Origin of the sequence: Bradyrhizobium sp. NDS-1, from assembly GCF_032918005.1 — a bacterium.
Classification (GTDB): Bacteria; Pseudomonadota; Alphaproteobacteria; order Rhizobiales; family Xanthobacteraceae; genus Bradyrhizobium; species Bradyrhizobium tunisiense.
On the sequence record NZ_CP136628.1, the window covers coordinates 5,253,366 to 5,276,746 of the forward strand.

At 64.3% G+C, this 23,381-nt stretch carries 21 protein-coding genes; 8 read left to right on the top strand and 13 right to left on the bottom strand.

Translation table 11 applies throughout. The features are described from left to right. Window positions 1–29 precede the first annotated feature (29 nt). From RX330_RS24670 to RX330_RS24700, 7 genes are all read right to left on the bottom strand, one after another. Complete coding sequence (locus tag RX330_RS24670) at window positions 30–1,067, bottom strand: tagatose 1,6-diphosphate aldolase (RefSeq protein WP_317240172.1); 1,038 nt, start codon at window positions 1,065–1,067, stop codon at window positions 30–32. After that, a complete protein-coding gene (locus tag RX330_RS24675; RefSeq protein ID WP_317240173.1) occupies window positions 1,064–2,023 on the bottom strand; it encodes a sugar kinase in 960 nt (319 codons plus the stop codon). The genes RX330_RS24670 and RX330_RS24675 overlap by 4 nt, the downstream gene beginning before the upstream one ends. Next, window positions 2,020–3,093 carry an ABC transporter ATP-binding protein gene (locus RX330_RS24680; protein WP_317240174.1) on the bottom strand — a complete coding sequence of 358 codons (1,074 nt, stop codon included), beginning with the start codon at window positions 3,091–3,093 and terminating at the stop codon, window positions 2,020–2,022. Before RX330_RS24680 ends, RX330_RS24675 begins: the two co-directional genes overlap by 4 nt. 6 nt (window positions 3,094–3,099) lie before the next feature. Further along, on the bottom strand, window positions 3,100–4,104 hold the full coding sequence (locus RX330_RS24685; RefSeq protein ID WP_317240175.1) for a zinc-dependent alcohol dehydrogenase family protein: 1,005 nt from the start codon (window positions 4,102–4,104) through the stop codon (window positions 3,100–3,102). A gap of 7 nt (window positions 4,105–4,111) precedes the next feature. Beyond that, window positions 4,112–4,939: a carbohydrate ABC transporter permease gene (locus RX330_RS24690; RefSeq protein ID WP_317240176.1), complete on the bottom strand. Its 828-nt coding sequence runs from the start codon at window positions 4,937–4,939 to the stop codon at window positions 4,112–4,114. A 4-nt stretch (window positions 4,940–4,943) separates the two neighbouring features. After that, entirely contained in the window at window positions 4,944–5,831 is an 888-nt protein-coding gene (locus RX330_RS24695) for a sugar ABC transporter permease (protein ID WP_317240177.1), read from the bottom strand. Window positions 5,832–5,894: 63 nt separating this feature from the next. Further along, on the bottom strand, window positions 5,895–7,196 hold the full coding sequence (locus RX330_RS24700; RefSeq protein ID WP_317240178.1) for an ABC transporter substrate-binding protein: 1,302 nt from the start codon (window positions 7,194–7,196) through the stop codon (window positions 5,895–5,897). 192 nt (window positions 7,197–7,388) lie between these two features. On the opposite strand from RX330_RS24700, the gene RX330_RS24705 reads away from it, so the two are divergent. Together RX330_RS24705 and RX330_RS24710 are read left to right on the top strand one after the other, a co-directional pair. Beyond that, on the top strand, window positions 7,389–8,429 hold the full coding sequence (locus RX330_RS24705) for a LacI family DNA-binding transcriptional regulator (RefSeq protein ID WP_317240179.1): 1,041 nt from the start codon (window positions 7,389–7,391) through the stop codon (window positions 8,427–8,429). Between the two features lie 8 nt (window positions 8,430–8,437). Continuing rightward, the gene (locus RX330_RS24710; protein WP_317240180.1) at window positions 8,438–9,172 is read left to right on the top strand and encodes an SDR family NAD(P)-dependent oxidoreductase; all 735 of its coding nucleotides are present in this window, start codon (window positions 8,438–8,440) and stop codon (window positions 9,170–9,172) included. A gap of 24 nt (window positions 9,173–9,196) precedes the next feature. Here RX330_RS24710 and RX330_RS24715 read toward each other — a convergent pair whose 3' ends face one another. After that, complete coding sequence (locus RX330_RS24715) at window positions 9,197–9,979, bottom strand: SDR family NAD(P)-dependent oxidoreductase (protein ID WP_317240181.1); 783 nt, start codon at window positions 9,977–9,979, stop codon at window positions 9,197–9,199. A 161-nt stretch (window positions 9,980–10,140) separates the two neighbouring features. Between RX330_RS24715 and RX330_RS24720 the strand changes: the two genes are divergently transcribed. The 5 genes from RX330_RS24720 to RX330_RS24740 all read left to right on the top strand — a co-directional run bounded on the left by RX330_RS24720 (window position 10,141) and on the right by RX330_RS24740 (window position 15,183). Next, a complete protein-coding gene (locus tag RX330_RS24720) occupies window positions 10,141–11,316 on the top strand; it encodes a zinc-dependent alcohol dehydrogenase (protein WP_212092961.1) in 1,176 nt (391 codons plus the stop codon). A gap of 11 nt (window positions 11,317–11,327) precedes the next feature. Further along, window positions 11,328–11,861: a hypothetical protein gene (locus RX330_RS24725; protein WP_212092962.1), complete on the top strand. Its 534-nt coding sequence runs from the start codon at window positions 11,328–11,330 to the stop codon at window positions 11,859–11,861. A gap of 17 nt (window positions 11,862–11,878) precedes the next feature. Then, entirely contained in the window at window positions 11,879–13,477 is a 1,599-nt protein-coding gene (locus RX330_RS24730) for an alpha-amylase family glycosyl hydrolase (protein ID WP_317240182.1), read from the top strand. 69 nt (window positions 13,478–13,546) lie between these two features. Next, the gene (locus RX330_RS24735) at window positions 13,547–13,744 is read left to right on the top strand and encodes a CsbD family protein (protein ID WP_317240183.1); all 198 of its coding nucleotides are present in this window, start codon (window positions 13,547–13,549) and stop codon (window positions 13,742–13,744) included. Between the two features lie 167 nt (window positions 13,745–13,911). Beyond that, window positions 13,912–15,183 carry a DUF892 family protein gene (locus RX330_RS24740; protein WP_212092965.1) on the top strand — a complete coding sequence of 424 codons (1,272 nt, stop codon included), beginning with the start codon at window positions 13,912–13,914 and terminating at the stop codon, window positions 15,181–15,183. Between the two features lie 15 nt (window positions 15,184–15,198). On the opposite strand, the gene RX330_RS24745 is transcribed toward RX330_RS24740, so the two are convergent. Genes RX330_RS24745 through RX330_RS24755 form a run of 3 tightly spaced genes read right to left on the bottom strand, consistent with a single transcriptional unit; the run spans window position 15,199 to window position 17,922 of the window. After that, entirely contained in the window at window positions 15,199–16,038 is an 840-nt protein-coding gene (locus tag RX330_RS24745) for a bifunctional allantoicase/(S)-ureidoglycine aminohydrolase (protein ID WP_317243965.1), read from the bottom strand. Between the two features lie 18 nt (window positions 16,039–16,056). Further along, on the bottom strand, window positions 16,057–16,563 hold the full coding sequence (locus RX330_RS24750) for an ureidoglycolate lyase (RefSeq protein WP_317243966.1): 507 nt from the start codon (window positions 16,561–16,563) through the stop codon (window positions 16,057–16,059). A 24-nt stretch (window positions 16,564–16,587) separates the two neighbouring features. Further along, a complete protein-coding gene (locus RX330_RS24755) occupies window positions 16,588–17,922 on the bottom strand; it encodes a C4-dicarboxylate transporter DctA (protein WP_317240184.1) in 1,335 nt (444 codons plus the stop codon). Window positions 17,923–18,116: 194 nt separating this feature from the next. Between RX330_RS24755 and RX330_RS24760 the strand changes: the two genes are divergently transcribed. Continuing rightward, a complete protein-coding gene (locus RX330_RS24760) occupies window positions 18,117–19,007 on the top strand; it encodes a LysR substrate-binding domain-containing protein (RefSeq protein WP_212092968.1) in 891 nt (296 codons plus the stop codon). 813 nt (window positions 19,008–19,820) lie between these two features. Here the strand turns inward: RX330_RS24760 and RX330_RS24765 are convergent. Both RX330_RS24765 and RX330_RS24770 read right to left on the bottom strand, forming a co-directional pair. Next, the gene (locus RX330_RS24765; protein ID WP_317240185.1) at window positions 19,821–22,133 is read right to left on the bottom strand and encodes a TonB-dependent receptor; all 2,313 of its coding nucleotides are present in this window, start codon (window positions 22,131–22,133) and stop codon (window positions 19,821–19,823) included. Continuing rightward, the gene (locus tag RX330_RS24770; protein ID WP_317240186.1) at window positions 22,114–23,193 is read right to left on the bottom strand and encodes a HoxN/HupN/NixA family nickel/cobalt transporter; all 1,080 of its coding nucleotides are present in this window, start codon (window positions 23,191–23,193) and stop codon (window positions 22,114–22,116) included. The genes RX330_RS24765 and RX330_RS24770 overlap by 20 nt, the downstream gene beginning before the upstream one ends. Window positions 23,194–23,381: the final 188 nt, after the last annotated feature.

The window sequence follows — 23,381 nt, forward strand, 5'->3', positions numbered from 1 at the left end:
CGATGGGATGAACACGCAGAGCCACTATCTCAGTAGGCGCGCGCGAAGTCACCTTCCTGCTTGATATCAGCGAATGCCGGGAAACGCGCCTTCCACGGCGTGCCCTTGGCGGTGGTGAGTTTGTTGAGCCGTTCCAGCACGCCGAGACCGTCCTTGCGCAGGCTCGCGGACACCGCCGCACGGTCCGGGAAATTCTTCAGAACGGCGTCGAGCCAGATGGTGCGGCCGGCGAGGAAGCCGCTCGCCCCCGCGGCATAGGAGTAGTCGAGAACGCGCTCGAACTTCTCAGGGACGGCGCCGCCCGACAGCAGCACCCAGGGGATGCTCCGTTCGCGACAGATGTCGCCGATCGCATCGAACTCCTTCTGCGCGGCCTTCGCCTCCGCGCTGCCGTCGCGGGCCGGCAGGCCGCCCGCCGCAAGCGGGCTCTCCAGCTTGAGGAGGTCGACGCAATATTCCGGCTTGGCAAACTCGCGTACGCTGTCGATGACGAGGCTCGGCAGCTTGCCCGGCGATTCCGCATAGTCCGCGGTGTGGTTGGCGCTGCCGAGGAACGGATAGACCAGCAGCTCGAGCACATAGGGAATATCATGGCGGGCGCAGTCCTCGCCGATCTCGCGGACGAAACGCTTCTGATGCTCATTCACCGCGGCATCTGCATCCGGCCGGTACCAGGCCAGCACCTTGACGGCGTCGCCGCCCATCGCGCGGATCTTCTCCACGCTCCAATTGGTGATCGCGCGCGACTTGCGGCCGCCCGCGGTTTCCTCCACGCGGTGCTCCTCCAGAGTCATGATCAAGCCGCAACGCGGCGGCAACAGATCGATCGCAGCCGGCACCGCGAAATTCGGATCGAACAGCATCGAGCTGCAATGCGGCGCGAGGTTCTCGACGAGAAGGCGCTTGGCCGCCGTGACGTCGGAATACTCAACCTGCTCCCGCGCGATGCCTTTTGCCTTCGCGATGGCGTCGAACAACGGCGGCCGCTGGTCCAGCGCGACCATGCGAAAGTGGCCATCCGCGTCAGCAAGCCGTGCCAGGCCGCGGTTCTTTCCAATCGTTCTCATGGCGTCGTCCTCATGAATGCTAGACACTCGTTGATATCGGGGATTCCGTTGCGGCCACCGGCGTGGCGACATTTCATGGCGGCCGTGGCCGCCGAAAACGCCATGGCTGCGCGCACATCGAGGCCGACGCCGATCGCAAGCGCATAGGCGCCGTGGAAGACGTCGCCGGCGCCCGTGGTGTCGACGACCTCGACGGCATAGGCCGACTGCCGGTGCAGCTCGCCGTTCTCGTACCAGCTCACACCTCCCTCGCCGCGCGTGACGGCGATGACGCGGCAGCCGAAACGCGCGAGCGCTGCGAGACATTCATCTTTGGCCGATCCGGCAAAGGCGGTAAGCGCAGGTTCGGAGAAGATCGCATGATCCGTCAGCGGCAGCAGCCGCTCGAACACATCAGGCTCGGCCATGTCGCCGTCGAGCACCGTCGCAATGCCGCGCGCGCGCGCTTCGCGGAACAGTGTCGCTGCGCCCTCGACCCAGCGCGGATCGGCCAGCACCGAGGATGCACGGGCGACGGCTTCGAGCGGCAGCCAATCCGCGGCTTCCGGATAGAGTCCGCGGAAGTTGACGATCTGCCGCTCGCCAGAACCATCGACGATGACCCCGGAGACGGACGAGCGGCCATCGGGAAACAGGCGGAAATTCTCGACATCGACGCCTTCAGCGGCGAAGGCCGATTTCATCTCATGGCCGGCGGCATCGTGCCCTGCCCGCCCCCAGAACGCGACGGACGCGCCGAGCTTTGCGATCGCGACGCTCGCATTGGCGGCCATGCCGCCGCCAAGCGTGCCGTAGCCGGCCGCCTTGATCTTCTCGCTTCGCCCCGCGAACAGGCGATCGACGCGCCAGACCTGATCGAGCGCTGATAGCCCCAGGCAGATCACGTGCACGGGCCTGGTTTTGGACGCCACGCCCGCCAGCGCCGACAAATCGCCGATGTTTGCCGGCGCGCTCATCGTAAGACCTGCCCGTCGGCCGCATCGAACAGATGCGTCTTGCCCGGCTGCGGACGCAAGCCGATGCGATCACCGACCTTCGGCCGCAGCGACGGATCGACCCGCGCGATCGCGGAGACGCCGGCGAGATCGAAATGGATCAGCGTATCCGAGCCGAGCGGCTCGACCAGCTTGACATCAATGGCGATGCCATCGGCTCCATCCGCGGCGACGGCGAAATGCTCTGGACGAATGCCCAGCACGGCATTGCCGGCCTTGCCCAGGCGGGCTGTGATCTCGCCATCCAGCGGCACCACCGTTCCGCCCTGCGAGAGGACCGCACGCCCATCGCGCCATTCGACCGGAAAGAAATTCATCGCAGGCGAGCCGATGAAGCCGGCAACGAACTGGTTGGCCGGGCGCTCGTAGACCGTCTCCGGCGTGTCGTATTGCTGGATCGTGCCGCTCTGGAGCACCACGATCCTGTCGGCCATGGTCATGGCCTCGATCTGGTCATGCGTCACGAAGACCATGGTGGTCTTCAGCTCCTGCGACAGCGCCTTGATCTCGGCCCGCACCTGCCCGCGCAGCTTTGCGTCGAGATTGGACAGCGGCTCATCGAACAGGAACGCCTTGGGATTGCGCACGATGGCGCGGCCCATGGCGACGCGCTGGCGCTGTCCGCCGGAGAGCTCCTTCGGCTTGCGGTCGAGATAGGGCTCAATGTGCAGAAGCGCTGCGGCACGCCTCACGCGCGCGTCGATCTCGGCCTTCGGCACGCCGCGCAGCTCCAGCGCAAAGGACATGTTGTCGTAGACCTTCATGTGCGGATAGAGCGCGTAGTCCTGGAACACCATCGCAATATCGCGCTGCGCGGCCTGCACACCGTTGACGCGCTTGTCGCCGATATAGAGCTCTCCGGAAGAAATCGGCTCGAGGCCGGCGATGATGCGCAGCAAGGTGGATTTGCCGCAGCCGGACGGGCCGACGAAGACGACGAATTCATGGTCCGCGATCTCAAGATTGAGATCTGGGATCACGGTGAAATTGCCATAGCGCTTGACGAGGTTGCGGATCGAGATCGAGGCCATGATCGCTCAGTCCAGCGCCAGCACGGGCTTGATCAGTTCGCCCTTGGCGAAGCGGGCGAAATTCTCGGGCAGCGCCGACAGGCCGAATTCGCCGTCGACGAGGACGCGGTATTCGTCCTTGTACTTGCGCAGCAGCTCGACATTCGGCTCGAAATCGGAAACCGGGAAGTAGAAGGTCCGGATCATGTAGAAATCCTTGCGGCGGAACACCTTGCCTTCCTCGATGGTCCAGGGTGCGGCGTTCTCCCCGACCAGCACCAGGGCGCCGCGCGGCAGGACCAGCTCGATGCCGAGATTGCGGGCCGCATGCGCGCCGGAGCATTCCATGATCAGGGCGAAGCGCTTCGACGTATCGCCGACGGGGTGCGCCTTCGCACCGAAGGATTGCGCGATCTCGAGGCGCGCGGCGTTGGGATCGGCGACATGGACGTCATCGTAGCCGAGCGCGCGGAGCGCCAGCACCACACCGAGGCCGACAGGCCCTGCCCCCATGACCAGCACCGGACCGGCCTCGGCCGGCGGCACGACGCGGCTGACGAAGCGCACCGCATGGCCCGACGTGCCGATGGTGTCGAGCAGCAACGGCGCGAGGCTGTCCTCGATATCGTCAGGCACCGGCAGTAGGCAGTTCTCCGGAACGGGGACGTATTCGGCATAGCCGCCCGGCCTGTTCCAGCCGATCAGGCTGGAGACTTCCAGGCACATCTGGGTGTCGCCGCGCTTGCAGGCCGCGCAGCGGTCGCAGTGCAGCGGGATATAGACGGCGCAGCGCCGGCCATGCAGACGATGACCGGGCTGCTCGACCACGCCGAAGATCTCGTGGCCCGCGGTGAACTCGGCGCCCTTGTGCCAGAGCTTGAAGTCCGAGCCGCACAATGCGGTGCGCGAGACCCGCACGAGCACCTCGCCGGTGCCGAGGTCGGGCATCGCCACACGCTCGATGGTGATGCGGTCATTGCCGTGGAAGACCGCGGCCTGCATGATCGAATTGGGACGGGGTGATACATTCATCAGATAACTAGCCTTTCACCGCGCCGAGCGTCAGTCCGGAGACGAGCCAACGCTGAACCAGGGCCGCCAGCACCAGCGGCGGCAAGGCGATCAGCGTCGCCGCGGCCATCAGCGCGCCCCATTGCGTCGAGCCTTCGCCGATGAAGTTGAAGGCCGCCGCAATCAGCGTCTTGGTGTCGCCATTGGAGAGCACCAGCGCAAACAGGAAGTAGTTCCACGAGAACACGAAGGCGAGGATCGCCGACACCGCGACGCCGGATGCCACCAGCGGCAGCGCGATGCGCCAGAGGATGCGCGTAACACTGCATCCATCCACCTGCGCCGCCTCGAACACGCTGCGCGGAATACCGTCGAAGGACGGCAACAGCACCCAGATCACGATTGGCAACGTGATCACGGCATGACTGAGGATCAGCGCGGTGTAGGAGCCGATCATGCCCACCTGCCGGAACATGACGTACCATGGCAGCAGGAATAGCGTGCCCGGCGCCATGCGCGCCCCCAGCGTCAGAATTGCCGGCCACGAAATCCGCGTCCAGGAAACGGCAAAGGCGGCGGGGATCCCAAATAGCAGACCGAGCGCGGTCGAGCCGACGGTGACGATGAGGCTGTTGAGCGCGTAGCTCAGGAACGGCGTGGTCTTGGTCAACTCGACATAGTTTTCCAATGTCGGCGTGAAGATCAGCGTCGGCGGATAGGCGGTGACCTCGAAAGACGGCTTGAACGAGGACAGCACCATCCAGACCGTCGGCGCCATGATGATGATCCCGGCCAGCACGAGCTGCACCGTATTGAGCCAGCGGATCCAGCGGTCGGTGTTGGCGGCATCTGTCATGGCGTCACCAGGCCACCGCGCCGCGCAGGCGGTTGAAGGCGAGCACCGCGCCGAACACGATCGCCGTCAGCGTCAGCATCAGGGCGCTGGCATAGCCGATGTTGAAGAACTCGAAGCCGACCCGGAAGCCATAGATGTTGAGCGTGTTCGAGGCGTCGCCGGGGCCGCCCTGGGTGGTGATGTAGATGATGTCGAAGAAGCGCAGGAGGTCGACGCTGCGCAGAATGGCCGCGGTGACGATGGTCGGCAGCAGCAGCGGCAGCGTGATGCGCTGGAACGTCTTGAACGGGGATGCGCCGTCGATCTGCGCAGCCTCGTAGACGCTCGGCGGCAGCGATTGCAACCCGCCCAGCACGATCAAGGCGACGTAGGGCGTCCACTGCCAGCTGTCGATCAGAGCAAACGTTGGAATGACCCATGTCGGCGACGCCAGCCAATCCGATGGCGGCAGGCCGAACGCTTGCAGGACGTAGTTGGCCGCCCCCAGCGAGGGATCGAGAATCACCAGCCACATCATGCCTGCCACCACCGGCGGCATCATGAAGGGCGAGATGAACAGCGAGCGCACGATCCCCGGCAGGCGCTTGGCATGAAACAGCACCAGCGCGAGCCAGACGCCGAAGACGAGCTGCAGCACCAGCGACAGCACATAGAGGGCGATCGTCACCCACAGCCCGTGCCAGAACTCGTAATCGGAGACCAGCTTCGAATAGTTGGCGAGGCCGGCGAAGGACTGCTTGCCGGTCGAGGAGAAGTTCTGGAAGCCGAGCCAGATCGTATAGACGACGGGAAACGCGATCATCGCGACCGTGAAGATCACGGCCGGCGCGGAGAGCGCCGACATTTCCAGCTTCTGCCGGTCCTGCGCGAGTGTCGCAGCCGCATCAGACATGCGTGCGTTTCCTTGAGGAGTGAGGAGGTGCCGGCAGGCAGCGAGCCCGCCGGCCTCGAGGTGTTACTTCTGTGCGATCAGCGCATCAAGCGCCTTGTCGGCATCCGCGCAGGCCTGCTCGATCGGCTTCTGCTTCAGGATCAAATCCTGCACCGCCTGGCCGATGAACTCGCGCGATTCCGGATTGGCAACGATGGGATAGCCGACCTCGGACGAGCCCTTGGTGGCGAGCACGTCGAGCGCGGCCTGCCATTCCTTGCGGACCGGCTCTTCGTCGATCCACTTGCGATATTCGGGGTCTTTGGCGACGGACGGACGCGGCGGGGCAATGCCCTGCAGTGCCATCCTCTTCTGGACCTCGGGGCTGGTCGCCCATTGCACGAAATACCAGGCCGCTTCCGGCTGCTTGCTGCGCGAGGATACCGCCATGCCCCACCCGATCGTGGTCGGCACCTGGCCCGCCTCGCCTGCCGGGAACGGCAGCAGGCCGGTGTCCTTCAGCCGGGCGCCGCCTTCCATCACCGTGCGCAGCTCATTCGAGGATTCGAATGCCATTGCCGCGCGGCCGCTGCGGTACAGCGCTGAAATCTGCTGGAAGCTGTAATTGACGACGCCGGGCGGACCGAAATCGCGCAGCAACCGGCTATAGGTGTCGAGCGCTTCCTTGCCCTTGGCCGAGCAGAGGTTCGACTTGCCGCTCGCGATATACGTCCCGCCGATATTGTGCAGCATGTTGCTGAAGGTGTAGGCGATCGCGGGCTTGAGGCCGCGAGACACGAACGGCGTCACCGCGCTGTCGCAGGTCTTGATCTTGGCGGCGGCGGCCTCGACCTCCTTGATGGTCTTCGGCGCCTCGATACCGCACTTCTTGAAGATGTCGGTGCGGTAATAGAAGATCGGACCCTCGATGTTCATCGGCATGCTGGTGAGCTTGCCGCCGAAAGTCGCGGCCTTCAGCAGCGCCTGACTCAGCCCCGCCGGATCGTACTCCTTGGCGACCTCGTTCTTGGCCATCGCGGTGAGGTCGCCGTACCAGCCGGCGGCGGCGAACTGCTCGCCCTCGCGCGATGGCAGCGTCATGAATACGTCGACCTCGTCGCTGTTCGCATTCATGACGGTGACCAGACGCTGGCGCATCTGCTGTTCCTGATAGCCGTCGACCTTCAGGGTCATGCCGGTCAGCTTCTCGAAATCGGCCTTGTAGGTCAGCAGCGCCTGCGCGACCGGATTGTTGTTGGCGAGAAAGGTGACGGTCTTGCCCTTGAACTTCATCCAGTCGAAATCGGCGGCATGCGCCTGCGCGCCGGCAGCGGCAATCGCGAGAACCGGCAACGCGACGTGGGTCGCGAGCATCCTGGCCTTCATCGAACTCTCCTCCCGGCTGGCCGCCGTAAGCCGGCGGACCATTTTGAACATTTTCGAGCACAACTTGAAAACGGTTACAAAATAGACCTCCGCTCAGCCGTGTCAAGCGGTGGACACATCGTGCAATCTGCTGCAGTTTAGAGCCATTATCACAACCACGCGGCGCGACCCGCAGGATGTAACGTTACATTCATGAGATTGACCAACGCCAACTCCGTCAAACAGGGCATCCGCGCCGTTGCGGCTCGCGCCGGCGTTTCAACCGCCTCGGTCTCGCGCGCCCTCAACAATCCGGACGCGGTGAGCCCTTCCCTGCGCGCGCGGATCGAACAAGCCATCGACGCACTCGGCTACATCCCGCACGCGCCCGCCCGCATCCTGTCGTCGCGCCGTTCGCGCACGCTCGGCGCGATCGTGCCAACGATCGACAACACGATGTTCGCGCGCGGCATCGCCTCGCTCCAGCAATATCTATCGTCAGTCGGATACATGCTGTTCCTCACCACGAGCGGATATGATCTCGACGTCGAATTGCAGCAGGCGCGCAATCTGATCAGCCGCGGCGTCGACGGCCTCGTGCTGCGCGGAGATTGCCATCACGACGGATTGCGCAAGCTGCTTGCCGACAACGAAGTGCCCTTCATCAATGTCGGGATCTACCAGCCCGACAGGCCCTACCCTTGCGTCGGAACGGATAACGAAGCCGCAGCCCACCGCGCCGCCGCCCACGTCATCGAGCTCGGTCACCGCCGCATCGGAATCGTCTCGGCGCTCCAGCGCAACAACGACCGCGCCAGCGCCCGCGTCGCCGGTTTTCGCCGCGCGCTGACGGAGAACGGCCTCGAGCTTCCGCCGCAATGGCACGTCGAGGTGCCCTATACGCTGGACGATGCGCGCGAGGCGGCGCGCTATCTCCTCAACCTCAAGGACCGGCCAACGGCCGTCGTGTGCGGCAACGACGTCATTGCCTACGGCGTGTTGCTCGAGGCGGAACGCGACGGGTTCTCCGTGCCGCGCGATCTGTCGGTGGTCGGCTTCGACGACCTCGACTGGAGCCGCCATTTGCGCCCGAGCCTCACCACGATCCACGTTCCCACCGGCGAGACCTGGCAGCGCGCCGGCGAATATCTGGTGCGGAGCCTTGCCGGCGAGCAGACCATCATGCATCGCGAGATCGATTTCTCACTGGTGGTCCGCGAATCGACGGCTCCGCCTCCGAAGTCCCTGAAATGAGACGTCCAATGAATTCGAATTTTTCCCTTGCACCCGGCTTTCATGCCGTCGTGATCGGCGGCGCCGGGGACATTGGCGCCGCAATCAGCAATCAGTTTTGCGATCTCGGCGCGACGGTCACCGCAACAGGCGCGAACGACGCCGATCTGGCCCGCACCCTGCTGAAGCCGCGCGCCGGGCTCACGCTCGCGACGCTTGACGTCACCGACGACGACGCCGTCACGGCCTTCGCCGGGCAACACAGACGCGTCGACGCCCTTGTCAATTGCGCCGGGATTCTCGCGCGCGACAAGGAGTTCGAGATCGAGACCTTCATGAAAGTCCTCGACGTCAACCTCACCGGCACGTTCCGCACCTGCATGGCATTTCATCCGCTGCTCGCGCAAACGAAGGGTTCGATCGTCAACATCGCCTCGATGAATGCCACGCTGGCATTGCCGCGAATTCCCGCCTATTGCGCCAGCAAGGGCGGCGTCGTGATGCTGACCAAGGCACTGGCCCTGAAGTGGGCCGAGGACGATATCCGCGTCAACGCCGTTGCGCCCGGCTACATCGAGACGGCGATCAATGCCGCGGGCCGCACCGATCGGGCCCACTATCAGCGCATTGCCGACCGCACCGCGTTCAAGCGCTGGGGACAGCCGGAGGACATCGCCGGCGCGGTTGCTTTCCTCTGCATGCCGGCCTCGCGATACGCGACCGGAACGGTCGTCGCGGTGGACGGAGGGTTTCTCGCGGGCTGAGGCCCATCGCGCCTGCGGCCAGCGCTACGATTTTGCCGTGCCTGGCTCCGCCATCTTGCGATGCTGCTTTGCCAGCAGCTCGTTCGGGGTGACGTTGGCAACCGTGGTCTGGATCTTGTTCTTCAGCCCGGTGACGATATCGGAGTCCCCGCGCAGCATCGCATCGAAGCCCGCCTTGGCGACGTCGTAGGCGCCGTCCTTCTTCTCGGTACCGACCTTGGTGTCCATCATCCCGGCGCGGCGGAAGAACTCGGTGTCGGTGGCGCCGGGCATCAGGCAGGTGACAGTGACCCCGCTGTCACGCAGCTCCTCGCGCAGCGCGAACGAGAATGAATCGAGGAAGGCCTTCGAGGCATTGTAGACCGCCTGAAAGCTGCCCGGCGTGAAGCCGGCGATCGAGCCCGTGATCAGGATGCGCCCGGCATTGTGCCGGAGCATCTCATTGCCGACACGATGGATCAGATAGAGTGTGCCGGTGATGTTGGTGTCGACGAGGTGCCTCACCCTGGCAAAATCCTGATCGAGGAAGGCCTTTCCCAGTCCGACGCCGGCATTGGCAAGCAGCGCGTCGATCGGCCGATCGCCGATCGCGGCGCAGAGACTGTCGACGCCTTCGGTCGTGGCGAGATCGGCCTCGACCGGCTCCACGCTGCCGCCGAGCCTGCGCAGATCCACCGCCACTCTCTCGATCTCGGGCTCGTCTGCCGCGATGACGAGATTGAAACCGGCCTGAGCGCAGCACCTGGCGAGTTCCAGGCCAATACCGGTGGAGGCGCCGGTAACGACGGCGAGTTGATTGGCGGGCATGAGCGTGTCCTCGCTTGACTGTCGATCACGTCCAATCGCTGCCCCGCACTCTCGTTCCAAATTGCGCGCGCCGGTGCGGCGTGAAGATTTGCGCGCGACGATAGCAACCATCGTTCCTTGCTGGACTTGAATGCCAACTGGTTCAGCCCGGAGGACGGATGATGAAGGCGCTGGTTTGGCACGGCAAGGAGGATATCAGGTGCGACACCGTCACCGATCCGGAGATCCAGGACCCGCGCGACGCCATCATCAAGGTCACGAGCTGTGCCATTTGCGGATCCGACCTGCACCTGTTCCACAACTTCATCCCGGGTATGATGCCCGGCGACATCATGGGCCACGAGACCATGGGCGAAGTGGTGGAGGTCGGCTCGGGCGTCGACGGCAAGCTGAAGAAGGGCGACCGCATCGTCGTGCCCTTCACGATCATTTGCGGCGAATGCGATCAGTGCAAGCGCGGCAATTTTTCCGTGTGCGAAACAACCAACCGCAAGCGCCATCTCGCGGACAAGGCTTTCGGACACACGACCGCCGGCCTGTTCGGCTACACCCATCTGACCGGCGGCTATCCCGGCGGGCAGGCCGAATACCTCCGCGTGCCCTATGCCGACGCCACCCACATCAAGGTACCCGCCGGCATCCCCGACGAGCAGTTGCTGTTCCTCAGCGACATCTTCCCGACCGGCTGGCAGGCTGCCGTGCAATGCGACATTGAGCCGACCGACACGGTCGCGATCTGGGGCTGTGGTCCCGTGGGACAGATGGCGATCCGCAGCGCCATCCTGCTCGGCGCCAACCAGGTGATCGCGATCGACTGCCTGCCCGAGCGCCTCAGCATGGCGGAAGCCGGCGGCGCCACCACGATCAATTTCGAGACCGAGAGCGTCCTCGAACGGCTCAAGGAGCTCACCGACGGCAGGGGCCCTGAAAAGTGCATCGATTGCGTCGGCATGGAATCGCACGTGATGGCTTCCCTGCCCGACACGCTGCTCGACCGCGCCAAGCAGATGGTGATGGCGGAGAGCGACCGGCCCCACGTGCTGCGCGAGATGATCTATGTCTGCCGACCCGGCGGCGTGATCTCCGTGCCGGGCGTCTATAGCGGCCTCTCCGACATGCTGCCCATGGGCGCCTTCATGAACAAGGGCCTGACGATGCGAACCGGCCAGACTCACGTCAATCGCTGGACTGACGACCTGCTCCGCCGCATCGAAGAGGGCGAGATCGACCCGTCCTTCGTCATCACCCACACCGTCCCGCTCGAGCAGGGACCGGAGATGTACCAGGTGTTTCGCGACAAGCGGGACTCCTGCGTCAAGGTCGTACTCAGGCCCTGAAGGAGCAAGCCATGTTTCATTTCTCCAACATCGTCCGCACCGAGGGCGATCCGAAGATCGTCGAGGGCGGCCCGAGCCTGAAGCGCCCGGTGGATCAGCTCGCCCGCGCGCTCGGCTGGTTCAGCATCGGTCTCGGCGTCGTCGAGTTGTTCGCGCCCCGCCGCGTCACGAAAACGCTCGGCATGGAAGGCCATGAGACCATGGTCCGCGCCTTCGGCGTCCGCGAGATCGCGGCCGGGGTCATGACGCTGTCGGTCGAGAAGAACGCCGGCCTGTGGGCCCGCGTGGGCGGCGACGGCCTCGACGCCGCCGCGCTGCTCTCGGGACTGACGTCGGACAATCCCAAGAAGGGCAATATCGCATTGGCGCTATTGATGGTCGGCGGCATCGCCATGCTCGACTACCGAGCCGCGCAGGACACCAAGCCACGACGCCCGCCGCGCGATGCACGCCGCAAGCTGTATCCCAACCGCAGCGGCTTTCCCAAGGGCATCGAGAGCGTCCGGAAAGCAGCAAGGCAGATCACGGCACACGCCAAGGCATAGCGAGGTGAAGCACGGCAATGGGCGGGTTCAGTGATGAAGCTGCGTGGTGGCGATCCGCCGTCATCTACGAGATCGCACTGATCTCCTTCCAGGACTCGAACGGCGACGGCAGGGGCGACCTCGCCGGCCTGATGTCGCGCATCGACTACCTGAAATGGCTCGGCGTCGACGCCGTGTGGCTGACGCCGATCTACAAGAGTCCGTTCCGCGACCTCGGCTACGACATCTCCGACTATTGCTCCATCGATCCCGCCTTCGGCAGCCTGGAGGAGTTCGACCAACTGCTCGAAGCGCTGCACGCCTCGGATATCCATCTGGTCCTCGACCTCGTCCCCAATCACACCGCGGACAATCATGCATGGTTCGTCGAGAGTTCCAGTTCGCGCAACAGCGCCAAGGCCGATTGGTACATCTGGGCTGATCCTGCCCAGAATGGCGGCCCACCCAACAATTGGCTGAGCCGCTTCGGCGGCAGCGGCTGGGAATGGTGCGCGGCGCGGCGGCAATATTACTATCATTCCTTCCTGGTCGAGCAGCCCGACCTCAACTGGCGCAATCCGGACGTGAGGGCCGCGATCGCCGATGCCATGCGTTTCTGGCTCGACCGCGGCGTCGACGGCTTCCGCGTCGATGCCAGCGCGGTCCTGATCAAGGACGTGCTCTTGCGCGACAATCCAGCCAATCCCGATGCCAGGGGCAAGCCGCCGCCGCAGCGTCAGACGCCCGTGTTCACCGACGACCGGCCGGAGACGATGGAGTGCATCGAGTTCATCCGGGAGGTGATCGACGAATATCCGGGGCGAATGCTCTGCGGTGAGGTCCAGGGCAAGACCGACCGCATCGGCCACTTCTACGGTAACGACCGGCCGCGGCTGCATCTGCCGCTCAATTTCGCCCTGCACGATTCGCAGTGGGACGCCCTGTCGCTGCAGGCAACGATCGACGCCTATTTCAACGCCATCCCTGAACATGCCTGGCCGGTCTGGGTGGTCGGCGGCCACGACAAGCAGCGGATCGCGAGCAAGATCGGCGAGGCGCAGATGCGCGTGCTGGCGATGCTGCTGATGACGCTACGGGGAACGCCGTTCTTCTTCATGGGCGACGAGATTGGCCGCAAACGCGTTCCCATTCCGTCCGACCGCGTCCACGATCCCTTCGAAAAGCTCGTGCCGGGATTTGGCCTTTGCCGCGATCCCGAACGCGCGCCGATGCGCTGGGACGCCAGCGCCGGCGGAGGATTTACCAGTGGCGATCCGTGGCTGCCGCTCGAGGCCGGCGGCACGCCCAACGTCGCCGAGCAACAACGCAACGAACGGTCGGTGCTTGCGCTGTTCCGAGCATTGATCAGGCTGCGGCGGGAACATGCCTGCCTGCGCGAAGGTGGCCATGAACCGTTGCGATCGCAGAACGATGTTCTCGCCTACAGGCGGACCGACGGCCGGAGCCAAATTCTGGTCGCGCTCAATATCGCCGGCGAGCCGCGGAAATGGCAATGGCTCGGTCGCGGTCGCCTGCTGACGTCGACGCATCTCGACCGGCCCTCGGAAACATGGCCTGAAGCATCGATCCTGCTGCGAGGCAATGAAGGCGTAATCATTAAACTCGAGGTCCGGTGACGGCTGCAGGAACTATCCGCCCGTACGGGAGTCTCACCGGCACTTCCGGCATGAGTGCGGAGACAGATCATGGGCAAGACGAAGCATCTTCAGCGGCGGATCGCCGGCAAGACCAGACAAGCCATCGGCGAAATCATCGGCGACCAGGATCTGCACGATGACGGCAAGGCGCAAGCGCAGCGCGACCGCCAGGAACAGGACGAGCAGGCCAACCACGACAGGCCGAGTGAGCTCAATCCGCTGAAGAAACTCAATCAGCTCACATGACCGCCGGGTCGCCGCCGATGCCTTCCTGCAGCGCGGCGTACCGACGAAGGCGCGTCGGACGTCACCGACGGACGGCAACGATCGCACCGGCTCCGCGATAGGAACAAACGAATGCACCGCCTATTGGGGACACATCTTCTACTGTCCTCCGAACACCGAGAGCCCCCATGTATCACCACGTCAAGAAACTGATGTTCACCGTTCGCGTCGATGAGCCGGACCCCCGTTTTGGCAACATGCTTCTGGAGCAATTCGGAGGCGCCAACGGCGAACTCGCAGCCGCGATGCAATATTCGATACAAGGCCTGAACTGCGAGGATCCCGACCGCAAGGACCTCCTGATGGACATCGGCACCGAAGAGCTCAGCCATCTGGAAGTCGTCGGCACGCTCGCGCGGATGCACCTCAAGCCGTCGAAGTTCGATCGTCAGGCCGCCGAGGCGGATCCCCTGATCGCGATCGCGGGCGGCGGCGGGGTCAACCTCTTCAACTCGCAGGGCAATGCCTGGACCGCGGACTATCTAAAGATCACCGGCGAGCTCGACGTCGACCTGCGCAGCAATATCGCTGCGGAGGCGCGGGCGAAGATCGTCTATGAGCGGCTCATCAATTTCTGCGACGACGCCGGCACCAAGGACGCGCTGCAATTCCTGATGACCCGCGAGATCACGCACATGAAGGCGTTCGGGCTGGCGCTCGAGAGCATGGGCAAGCCGTCGCTCAGCATCGGCCGTATCGCGCCGACTCCAGGCCTGGTCGACCAGTTCTTCAACGATTCGACCGGCAGCGGAGATCACGGCGAGATCGATACACGCGGGCCCTGGAACGAGGGAGGCGACTGGGTCTTCACGGACTCGCCCGCGATCCAGGCCGGCGAGCCCGGCCCCGCCACCGCTATCGTTACCGAGAGTTCGTCGCCAATGGACGAAGCCGGTCTCGGCGATCTCCTGATCGATGAGCTCCGCGACATCCTGCATGCGGAAAAGCAACTGACCAAGGCGCTGCCCAAAATGGCGGAAGCAGCCCGCTTCGATCAATTGCGCGAGCTGTTCGAGCAGCATCTGGCAGAGACCGAGGCCCAGGTCGAGCGCATCAACGAGTGCTTCGAGATGCTCGGCAAGTCCGCACGCGCCAAGCCCTGCAAGGGAATGATGGGTCTCGTCGAGGAGGGTCAGGAGATCATGGCGGAAGGCGAGGACAAGGAGGATGCGGCCGCCGACCTCGCCCTGATTGGAGCGGCGCAACGTGTCGAGCATTACGAGATCGCCGCCTACACGACGGCGCGCAATCTCGCCCAGCAGCTTCGCCACAGCGCCGTGGTCAGCCTGCTATCGAAGTCGCTCGCCGAAGAGGAAAACTCGGATCAGCTCCTCAATCAGGTTGCCCGATCGTTGATGTCGGTGGCGAAGATGCCGGCCGCGGTCGAGCAGACGGAGTAGCCTCAACGCTCGAGGTTAAATCAGCGGAGGTCCCTGCCGCAAATTCATGTGCCGGTTGACGTCCTTGTAAAGGAGGTAGCGGAACCGGCCGGGGCCTCCCGCGTAGCACGCCTGCGGGCAGAACGCGCGTAGCCACATGTAGTCTCCGGCCTCGACCTCCACCCAGTCCCGATTGAGGCGATAAACCGCCTTGCCCTCGAGGACGTACAACCCGTGTTCCATGACATGCGTCTCGGCAAAGGGAATCGTGGCGCCCGGCTCGAACGTCACGATGTTGAGGTGCATGTCGTGGCGCATGTCGGCTGGATCGATGAAGCGTGTGGTTGCCCATCTCCCTTCGGTGCCGGGCATCGCCACGCGGTCGATCGCGTCCTCGTTGGTCACGAACGCCTCGGGCACGGCCAACCCAGGCACGCGCTGGTACAGTTTGCGGATCCAGTGAACCTGCGCAGGAGCCTCGCCGCGGTTGCGTATGGTCCACACGCAGCCGGCGGGGACATAGGCGAAGCTGCCGGGCCTCAGCTCATGTTCTCCGTTCGGCAAATTGAGAATCAGCTTGCCGCCCACGACGAACAACGCGCCCTGGGCATCCTTCTCCGGCTCGGGCTTTTCGCTTCCGCCGGCCGGCGCGATGTCCATGAGATAATGGGAGAACGTCTCGGCGAAGCCGGACAGCGGTCGCGCCAGGACCCAGACGCGCGTGTTGTCCCAGTGCGGCAGATGGCTGACGACGATATCGCGTTGCACGCCGCTGGGGATGACGGCGTATGCATTGGTAAAGACCGCCCGGCCGCTCAGAAGGTCCGTCTGCGGCGGCAGGCCGCCCTGCGGGATGTGATAGGTTTGCGACGACATCATCAAGCCTCGTGAAATTTACCGGTGCGACGCGATCGATCCGGGATCGAGCTGCATCTCCTGGCTCAGCCAGCATTCTTCGAGATTATCGCCGCCCCCCGCCCGGTCGACAACGAGGAACGAGCTCGCGTCCTCGAGAACCAGCAGCGGATGGTGCCAGCAGTTCCGGGCATAGTTAACCCCCTGGCGTCCATTTGCAACGAACGCCCGATAGCTCGAGACCACGAGCGGGTCCGCGCAAACGACGGCCAGCCAGCTCGCTCCGTTCAAGGGCATGAACATCTGGCTTCCGAGCGGATGGCGCTCCATCAGGCGGATGGCGATCGGCGCGGGCCGTACTGAGGCGACAAACCAGCTGATATTGATCCGCCCGCCTTCCGCGGCGATATCGATATTGGCGAGCCCGTTGTAGCGCTCGGCAAATCCCTGGTTGATCGACAGGGGCGTCATCCCTTCCGTTTCGACGACGTCTCCGAACGGCGCGAACGCCCGCTTCGTCAAAGGTTCGATCGAGAGTGTCACCATCGCCAAGTCCAAATGCCTCCACGTTCAAGGGGTCTGCAGACTCGCGACGGGAGCCTCCGCACCGACTGGATCGGCCCGCAGATCTTCTCCCGAAGGATTGATCTCGCCGTTCAGGATGCGGTGCGCCTTGGCGTGATCGAGGTCTCCCTCCCAGGAGGCGACGACGACCGCCGCAACGCAGTTACCAACATAGTTGCCGAGCGCGCGGGCGATGCCGATGAACCAGTCCACCGACAAGATGAGCACCAGTCCGATCGCCGGGATGGCCGGAATGGCCGCCAGTGTCGCGGCGAGGACGACGATGGCCGAACCCGGGACGCCATGAGCACCTTTCGAGGTCAACAATGCGACGCCGAGAATAGCCAGGAGATCGCCCGTGGCAAGCGGCGTATTCGTCGCCTGCGCAATGAAGACGGCCGCCAGGGTCAGGTAGATGGAGAACGCATCCAGATTGAACGAGTACCCGGTGGGGATCACCAGACCGACGGTCGATCGCTTGATCCCGAGCTGCTCGAGCTTCCGCATGGTCTGAGGAAGCACGCTATCGCCCGCGGCCGTCCCTAGAACGATCAGCAGCTCTTCGCGGAGATAGGCCAGCAACTTGAACAGGCTGAAGCCGGAAAGCCGCATGATCGCGCCGAGCACGACGACCACGAACAGAATCACCGCCATATAGAACAGGGCAACCAGGCCCCCGAGCTGCTTGAGCGAACCGATGCCGTACTTCCCGACGGTGAAAGCGATCGCACCGAAGACGCCGATCGGTGCGAGCCGGACGACGAAGTTCATCATCTTGAAGATGATCTCGTTCATCCGCTCGATGAAATCGACGACTGGCCTCGCGCGCTCGCCGCACAATGAAACGGCACACCCGAACATGATCGAGACGATGAGGACCTGCAGGACGTCGCCGGAGCTGAAAGCTCCGACGAGCGTCGTGGGAATGAGTTTCATCAGGAATTCGGAGACGCCTCCGCCGGAGACCTGAGCCGCCGTCTGGCTGAACCCGCCGATCGCCTTGGCGTCCAATGTGCTCGGGTCGATGTTCATCCCGGCACCGGGCTGGAAATAGTAGGCGAGCGCGAGGCCGAACACCAAGGCGATGGTGGTGACGATCTCGAAATAGACGAGCGAACGAATTCCGACCCTTCCGACCTTCGTGAGGTCACCGGCCGCTGCAATTCCGTGCACGACGACGCAGAACACGATCACGGGCACCAGCATCTTGATGAGCTTGATGAAGCCGTCACCCAGCGGCTTCATCTGCAATGCGACGTCCGGATAGGCAACGCCGAGCGCGATGCCGGCGGCGAGCGCGAGGACGACTTGGAAGAAGAGTGACTTGAATATCCTGGGCATGGCTTTCCTCGCTCGCCGGGCTTCCATCTGGCTTGGTCGGCCGCAGCCTTCGCCATTCTTGTCGTTGGCGGCGAGGTCGCCGCGTACGGAGCCTTTGGTCGCGGCAGGACGCCGGCATGCTCCATCGGCCATTCGTTGACCAGGTGCGACATCAAGTCCAATATATAGAACGACACGATTGATAGGTTTTCACTATGGATCTCCGCCAGCTCCGTTACTTCATCGCGGTTGCCGAAGAGCGCAGCTTCACCCTCGCCGCCCGGCGGCTGAACATCTCGCAGCCGCCGCTCAGTCAGCATATCCAGACCCTGGAGGCGGAGCTCGGGACCCAACTGCTCTACAGGACCAGCCGCAGGGTCGAGTTGACCCAGGCCGGTGAAGCCATGCTCACGCGAGGACGCGCCATCCTGCAACAGGTCAAGGTCGCGGAAGACGAGGTTCGCTCGATTGGGGCCGGCCTGATCGGAACGCTCGATGTCGGAGCGACCGGCTCCATTCTGCGCGGCCGCCTCGCTGAGCTGCTCGCGGCGTACCGGGAGGTCGCTCCGCAGGTCAAGATGACGGTGCATGAGCAAGCACCTGCTCTGCAGATCGCGGCACTTCTCGGCCGCACCACCAACATCTGTCTCATTCGCGGCATTCCCGCCGAGCGCGACCTGACCAGCCAGCTTGCATGGCGAGAAGAGGTCGTTCTCGCAATGCCGCACACTCATCGGTTGGCGCGCCGCAGGCGCATCGCCCTCGGTGATCTTGCATCCGAGGATCACGTCGTCCTCGATCCCAACAGCTCCGACTTCGCACGGTACGTGCAGACCTGCTGTGTCGATGCCGGCTTCCTGCCAAAAGTGTCCCAACAGGTCGTCGACGCCCAGTCGATCCCGAGCTTGATTGCCGCCGGTTTTGGCGTGGCGCTCGTGCCGCAGTCGATTGCGCGTTTCACGACCGCCGACATCGTATTCCGTCCGATCAGGCCCTCACCGCCCACGGCCGACGTGTTTCTGGTGTTCAGAGCGGACGAGACGTCGATGGTGGTGCACAATTTCGTCAAGCTGGCGCTTCGGTATCTGAATCAGCGCAAGGGCTAGTGGTCGATCCTTCGAGGCTCGTCGAAGAAGCGAGCACCTCCAGCGACAACGGCTCTGCCGTTGCGCGGGGGTGACGGGGATGGATTGAAGCTCGCCGCTCCACATCGTCATTCTTCAACTCATATTTCAAGTTGCAGACACGCCATCGCAGCCTCGCGGCGCAATTCGCCCGAGCTTTGCTTCATGTCTCACCCTCAAGACCAAGAGGGCGCAGGGAAGGCCGGGGTGCCAGCTCGCACCCGCGGTCCGCTGCGCGACATGCGCACGCAGGAAGAACCGCACAGCAGCATACAGGTGGTGCCGATCACTCGGCCTTCCCTGCGCGATGGTCGGACGGCTTATGCCGTGCTCTCCCGGGAGCCGAACTTTCCTCTGGCCTCCCTCGCCCCGCGAATTGGATGATGCAGTCTGCCCGGTCGGGCTCGCTCGCATCTTCGAACGACTTGACCGTGGCAACGACGGCCAGGACCACACGGTTTTGCCGTACGCACGGCCCGCCATGTCGCCGCAGTATTCCCAGCTCTGTCGACGGAGCTGAAAACTTACAGCGAGACGAAGCCTGGCAGCGCCGTCGTCCGCACGCGGTTACGGGCTCACAGGGACTACCCGCCCTGCCCGCACCTCTCGTGCCGACGCTGCCGCGTCCACCGCAGACCCGGCTCGCGAAAATGACGACCTCATGATCGCCCCTCTTGAGTGAGCCGGGATGCACGACACATACGCCGAAACCGAATTTCGGTAAAGTGGAATATTTTCGCGCGAGTGGATTGACAGAGGCCGACACAGGCGCGATCGCGCATCAGCCCGGCAAACCTAGAACGCTCCGGCGATCGTGAGCCGGAACGTCATGGGCTCCACGGGGTGCAGCACGTAGTCCATCACGCCATTCTGACAGACTGCCGCTGGCGCGGTGCCCGATGTGCAGAGGTTGTAGAGCGTGTCGGTCCTGAGCAGCGACCCATAGGCATAGGTGATCTGGTTCGCCCTCGTGTTGAAAAGATTGAGCACGTCGAGCTGAAGGCGCCAGCCATTGTCGATGCGATAGCCGAGGCGGCCGTTGAAGATGCTGGTCGCGGAGGAGCGGAACGCGTTGTCCTCCGTCAGTGGGCTCGACGCCAGATAGCGCCAGCGCAACGTTCCGAACCAGCCCGTCTTCTCGCCCAGCGTCACGCCGGCCGACGCCACCATCGCCGGCGCATTCGGAATGTAGTTGCCGGGCGCGTTGCCTATTTGCGCCTCCGGATAGCCGGCGAGCGAGGCATAGATCTCCGCCTGCTCGCTGTTGTAGCCGCGGAAACGCGCATGGGTCATGGCGAGATCGGCGTCGATGTCGATCCATGACAGCGGCCGGTAATGGTTGGTCCATTCGAAGCCGTAGCGGCGGCTGGCGCGGGTGGCCGAGGTGTCGCCGGCATCGCCGGCGAACAGGATCTCGGAATCCTGGTCGAGGATGAAGAGACTGAGCGAGCTGTCGAGGCCGGGAACGATCCTGCTGCGCACGCCGACCTCCGCCCCCTTGGTACGAACCAGGAGCGGCGACGGCGTCAGCCTGGTCGCGGGATCGCTCGGGTCTTCCGTCGTGGTCGCACCGCGGGCATCGTTGGAGTGCATGCCGTAGCCCGCGCCGAGGAAGAACTCGGTCTGATGGAACGGCCCCAGCACCATCCTGAATTTCGGGCTGCCGAGCGCGGCGTCGGCGCGGCCGGAATTGTTGGCGTTGAACCGGGAGGTCACGTCCGCCGCATAATAGTCGCCGCGCCAGCCGACCGTCGTTCTAAGCCAGTCGGTCCATCGCACCGTGTTCTCGGCGAAGAGGCCGACACTGCCCTCGCCGACCTTGTCGCTGCGGACGTTGGAGAGAAAATCGCGCCGGAACGTGTTGGTGAGGGCAAGATCGATCGCGTCATAGCGCGACTGCAGACCGAAGGTGGTCTGCATCGGCAAGCCGGCCAGCGAGCCGTTCAGCGTGCGCGAGATGTTGGCGCCGGCCATCAGACGGTCGTCATGCTGGTGGAACTGGTCACCAAACACGGGATCGCTGAGGTAGTAGGTGAAGTTATTGAAGAGATCGAGCTGGCTCTTCACGACATAGGCGTTGGCCTTCCACGACCCCGCATCGTCGCTCTGCGCAACGCGGCCCGAGAGTGCAAAGCGGTTGGTGTTGCCGCCGTCGCTCGGATCTTCCGAGCCGAAGCGGCTGAGAAAGCCTGCCGCGATCGCGCGCTGCGGCACCTGGTCGGTCGAATTCCATGCGTTCGTGTAGGCCATGCCGGTGATGGAGACGCCGTCGGTCGCGGTGCCCTGGCTGTAGCGAACCAGACCGTTGAGCTTGCGGACATTGTCCGGATGGTCCCACGGGCCGTTGTAGGTGCCGATCTCGCCGGCCACGAGCAGCGCGCCGTCACTCATCTTCGCGGAGTCCATGCCGAGGAGACGCCGGTAGCCGAAGCTACCCACGCTGACCTGCGCCAGTCCCTTGGTGCGGTCGATCAGGCCGACATGGACGCTTCCGACCGAGGCGAAATCGCCTTCCTCGGCGAAGTACGGACCCTTGCGCACATCCACCGCGGCGATGGTTTCCGGGATCAGCCAGTTGAGATCGGCATAGCCCTGGCCGTGCGCATGGGTGCGCATGTTGACGGGGACGCCGTCGACGGTGATGGCAAGGTCGGTGCCATGGTCGAGATTATAGCCGCGCAGGAAGTACTGGTTGGCTTTGCCCTCGCCGGAATGCTGCGTCACGATCAGGCCCGGCACCGCCTCGAGCGCTTCGCCCGGCCGCGTGAATGGGCGTGCATTGAGCTCTTCGCCGGAGATGGTGATCTCGCTGGCCATGCCGGGCCGGCTCCTTGCACCCGAGGCGACGCTGCTCCCGTCCGAGACTTGCGCCGCCGCAGGATACACAAGGACGCGGTCTCCGGCGGGGGTCGGCTTGCCGGAGCGTCGCGACGCGACCGGCTTTCTGCGCGTCGCCATCTCAGCACCGCCAATCTGGATTGGCGGCAGCTCGCGCAAGGCGTCACTGCTCTGCGCGAACACACGACCGTCATCGGCGAGCAGCACCAGGGCCGACAGAGCCGTCAGCGCGGCTCCGCCACGACCGGGCTCACGCCGCTTCGGTCGCATCGGCGCATCCCAGAGCTTTGGTCGCGGCCCGGTGCCGTCCGCCCGCAAAGACGCGACGATAGAGCACGACCGAGACAAGCCAGGCGATTGCGAACAGTGCGATCACGGCGAAGCCGACATTGGCGAGCGACTCGTTGAGACCTTCGACCAGCGCCCACACGCCCCCGGAGAGGCCGAACCGGTCGGCGGCCAACCCGAGCGCCTCGATACCGCCGATCAACAGCGCGACTGCCACGGAGGCGCCGGTGATCGTGAGGTTGTACCAGAGCTTTCGCAGGGGATCGACGAACGCCCATCGATAGGCACTCACCATCAGCGCGGAGTCGGCCGTGTCGACCAGCGCCATGCCGGACGCGAACAGCGCAGGGAAAACCAGGACATCCGCGACCGAGGCGCCGCGCGCGGCTTCGGTCGCGGAGATGCTGAGCAGGCCGATCTCGGTCGCCGTGTCGAAGCCGAGACCAAACAGGAAGCCGAGCGGATACATGTGCCATGGCTTTGTGACCAGGCGGAAGAGCGGACCAAACAGCCGCGCGAAGAAGCCACGATTGGCGAGCAGCCTCTCGAGACCCTCGGCGTCGTGGACGCCCTGCTCCCGCGCCGCCCGAAACGTCCGCCACAGGCTGACGAAGATGACGAGATTGATGGCCGCGATCACCAGCAGGAACAGTGCCGACACCGATGTGCCGATGAAGCCGCCGATCTCCTCGAGCAGGCTGTCGCCGCCAAGGCTCACCACGCCGAGCGCAAGCAATATGGTCGCGACCACAACGACGGTGGAATGGCCGAGCGCGAAATGGAGGCCGACGCTGTGCGGCGCGCCGCCGGTCTGCATCAACTTGCGCACGACGTTGTCAATCGCGGCGATGTGGTCGGCGTCGACGGCGTGGCGCAGACCGAACACCCAGGCCAGCAGCGCAGTCGCCAGCACCGTCGGCCGGTCGCCGAACAGCGCGAAGGCCCAGGCCCATGCGGCGATGTTGGCGACGATGAGCCCCCCGAACAGCACCAGCGTTCCGGGTTCGATCGCCCTTAAAGTCCGTCTCACCGCTTGCTCCATCCACCCGATCCGGCAGTATGAGGTTTATCAAGAACCCTCATACTGGCAAGAGCAAGGAGCCGCGCCAGTTTCGAGCCTAACGGCCCGAAAAGCACACCGAAACGGAATTCAACTCATTGATCCAATGGAGACTTTCCTAGTCCGGGGCGTCGCCGCGCCGGAGCGGAATGCTGGACTGCGTTTCACGC